This is a genomic window from Pseudoxanthomonas broegbernensis, from assembly GCF_014202435.1.
GTDB classification, from domain to species: domain Bacteria; phylum Pseudomonadota; class Gammaproteobacteria; order Xanthomonadales; family Xanthomonadaceae; genus Pseudoxanthomonas; species Pseudoxanthomonas broegbernensis.
Window position 1 is genome coordinate 1 of the sequence record NZ_JACHGU010000024.1, and the last position, 3078, is coordinate 3078.

The following is a 3078-nucleotide window of genomic DNA, read 5'->3' on the forward strand; positions in this document are numbered from 1 at the left end:
ATGGCGACCACCTGGGCCGGCCGGAGATCGTGACCAGTACCGGCAAGGCGGTGGTGTGGCGGGCCAGCAACTACGGCTGGGACCGGGCGGTGACCGTGGACAGCATCGGCGGGCTTAACATCGGCTTCCCGGGCCAGTACCACGATCAGGAAAGCAACCTCTGGTACAACATGAACCGGTATTACGACGCCCGGCTGGGGGCGTATACGCAGGCCGATCCTATCGGGCTGGCGGGTGGGTTGAATCCGTATGCCTATGCTCGCGGCAATCCAGTTAGCTACACCGATCCACTCGGCCTGAAGGCTAATTCCGCAAGTGCCACTGGAGCTGTCGCCGATTGCCTGCAGAAGATCTTTGGCATCGAATCTGTTGCCGATATCAAGATCTTCACGCGGAAGACAAGGCTTGGTGGTCGAGCGATCGCCAATGTGAATCAGATCTCGCTACCAAGAGGACTGACTCCTCAAGAGTTTCTTGCGGACACATCGTCAAGCGGCCGGTGGTGGGTACTTCATGAGTACGCGCACGTAGTGAACCAATTCAACAATGGCGTAACTAGGGCAGACTACGTAGCTCACCATGCAAGCGTTGGATTCAATCCTGAAAGGAATAAGTATGAGATCGAAGCTGACGACTTCGCAAATTTGAACTTGGAAGCGTATACCAAATGTTTGGAGGCTTCGAAATGCACGAAGTAGTGAAATTATGGGCAATTTCTGTTGTGGCTATAGTCATTGCAATTTCAGGCTGTGCGATAACTGGCGGATCCAAGATGATCGGTGTTCGCGGCGCGCTCCCTGCGTCAGCAGGTAAATGCCTGCTCGATTTCGTCGTTGCTGATACAGGGCGGGTGAAGATGACGCAGCCGACACAGGGAGACTTTGGCGTTCGAGTCGTTCTTTCGGGAGGCGTCGCGCAACGATACTACTTCGTTGCGCGCTGTCCTGACGATCGGATCTATCGCTCTGAGGAAATGACAATCGGAATGTCTGATGACGCCATTAAGGTAAACCTGCTTCCGGTAGAGGACTAGATGAGCCGGAAAGTGATCTGATCGCGTCTGCGGGCGGCATTAACATGTATGCCTATGTGTCGGGGAATCCGATTTCGTTCGTTGATCCGCTGGGGTTGGCCAAATGGACCGGCACTATCACCATTGGGAGTGCGGGAAGAGCTGTAATTGGTGGAGGAGTGGTGAGACTCAAACTTCAATCTGAATGTTTGAACAGAGAGCAAGCTTCCGTGATTATTAATTTCAAGGGTGGCGGGTTGTCCATTGGGTCCCCAGTATCAGCAACAGTTTCCAGAATTGAGCGGGCGGGCGGAAATTTAATTTTTATTGATCCTAATGAATTGGTGGGGAAATCCTCTACCCTATCTATAGGGGCGGCTTGGCGGAGGGGCTGCAATGTCCTCCATAAAAATCGGAGATGTATCTTCGATTGGCGTTGGTGGTCAGGCTGGATGGGATGATTCAGCAATGTACTTGATGGGGTCGTCTGAAATTGCAGGAGGAGAAGGTGGTATTTCTTGGAGCAAGTGTGGCTGCTTACAATGAATCTCATTCTGATATTATCTGTATTTCTACTATCCCTGGCGGTAGCTATCGTGTCACGAGAGTACCTGGTAGCTAGGCTCAGGATCGTGGATAAAGATCTTTGGGCTGATCTTGGTTCTCCGGAATTTCTGGAAATAGATTATTTTTTTGAAAAGTATCCATACATAGGGTGGGGGCATGTTTTTCGATTTTCATCATATTTCGACAAGTGCATGCTTCTGACTTTTGCTGTCTCCCACATTGCTTGTGTGGTGTTTTTGGTAGTCGGAGCGGGCCTTTGGCTCTTCGGTGAATGACCCGCTGGTACAACGCGAACCGGTATTACGACGCGCGGCTGGGGGCTTACACGCAGGCCGATCCGATCGGGCTGGCGGGCGGGTTGAATCCGTATGCCTATGTCGGGGTAACTCTATATCGCGGATTGATCCTCTAGGCTTGCAAGACCCATCAGGGGGATTCAAGCCGCCAGGCCCGCCCCCACGATTCCCGGCGGATGTCGTGAGGGGAATCTTGTACAGACATGCCAATGAGATGCAGGCAAAGAACTGGATTGGGGCCGATAAGTTCTATCATTGTATGGCTATGTGTGAAGCTGCTAGCCTTGGCGAGAAAGCAGCAGCCATCGCTGGTATCGCTGGTGAAGTGCGCGAGCTAAATCAGCATTATCGACACGGCGATCCAAAAGAAGAGTGCGATGCCGATAGGGCGGCTAACGCTGCTGGCCTAAGGGCGGGGCGTGCAGGACAGGCATGTGCTGCAGCAGTGGAATACGCGCGAGTTATCCCGAAGGGCTTATGCGACAGAGTTCATGCGGAATGGATCAGCCGATGGAAACCGCTTCGAGGATGCTGCAAATTCGTTCGCCAAGAGCCATGCCGAGGCGCTCAAGGAATGCCTGAAGAAAACAGAGGAGTGCAGCAAATGAAGACTGTGCTGGCAATTCTTCTGGGAGCATTGATGGCTACTCGATGCACTTCTTTCGGCGGCGACATGATCGTTCGGGTATCCGGATCAGTGCCGATATCAGGATCGGCGGGAAAGTCGGGAGAACAATGCGAGCTTGGCATGGTCTCCGCAGAGACTGGCGAGCAGTCGTCAACACGGAATATACCTGCTGACTTTTCTACGACCATGTTGGTGGTTGCTGGCCCACAGCCGAAGCACTACTACTTCGTCGCCGAATGCGGCGATGGCCGCAAGTTCCGCTCGGATACGGTTACTGTCAGCAGTCGCAGTTCGTACAGTAGGAATTTTAATCTGGGAACGCTTGTCGAGAACGTCCCGTAACCCAAGAACTATAGGGTGGGTCTTGACTCGCCCCGATGAAGCGATGAAGCCCCGCTCACGCGGGGCTTCTTCTTAGCGGCTGCTGTCAGCGCCGTTCTGACCTGCCCCCACTGGCCGTACCAGTGATTACTGAGTCGCCCCTGAAAAACCCATCCCACGCATGAGGTATAGCCGTTTCCGCGCATTTCCTGCGTGCCGGCACTCCCCGTTTTCGCTACGCTGAGCGCTGTTTC

4 protein-coding genes are annotated in these 3078 nt (G+C 53.6%); all 4 read left to right on the forward strand.

The window, feature by feature from the left end:
* Nucleotides 1-698 (forward strand): RHS repeat-associated core domain-containing protein (locus HNR76_RS15630; protein WP_221301522.1); only part of this gene is annotated, 698 nt, incomplete at its 5' end.
* Entirely contained in the window at nt 686-1033 is a 348-nt protein-coding gene (locus HNR76_RS15195; protein WP_162312325.1) for a hypothetical protein, read from the forward strand. The genes HNR76_RS15630 and HNR76_RS15195, both read left to right, overlap by 13 nt.
* A gap of 817 nt (nt 1034-1850) precedes the next feature.
* On the forward strand, nt 1851-1991 hold the full coding sequence (locus HNR76_RS15200; RefSeq protein ID WP_211373211.1) for an RHS repeat-associated core domain-containing protein: 141 nt from the start codon (nt 1851-1853) through the stop codon (nt 1989-1991).
* Between the two features lie 65 nt (nt 1992-2056).
* The gene (locus tag HNR76_RS15205) at nt 2057-2845 is read left to right on the forward strand and encodes a hypothetical protein (RefSeq protein WP_282959746.1); all 789 of its coding nucleotides are present in this window, start codon (nt 2057-2059) and stop codon (nt 2843-2845) included.
* Nucleotides 2846-3078 lie beyond the last annotated feature (233 nt).

What these genes read in the sequence shown, in the direction of transcription:
- HNR76_RS15195 (WP_162312325.1), top strand. Translation starts at nt 686, where the DNA reads ATGCACGAAGTAGTGAAATTATGGGCAATTTCTGTTGTGGCTATAGTC.
- HNR76_RS15200 (WP_211373211.1), top strand. Translation starts at nt 1,851, where the DNA reads ATGACCCGCTGGTACAACGCGAACCGGTATTACGACGCGCGGCTGGGG.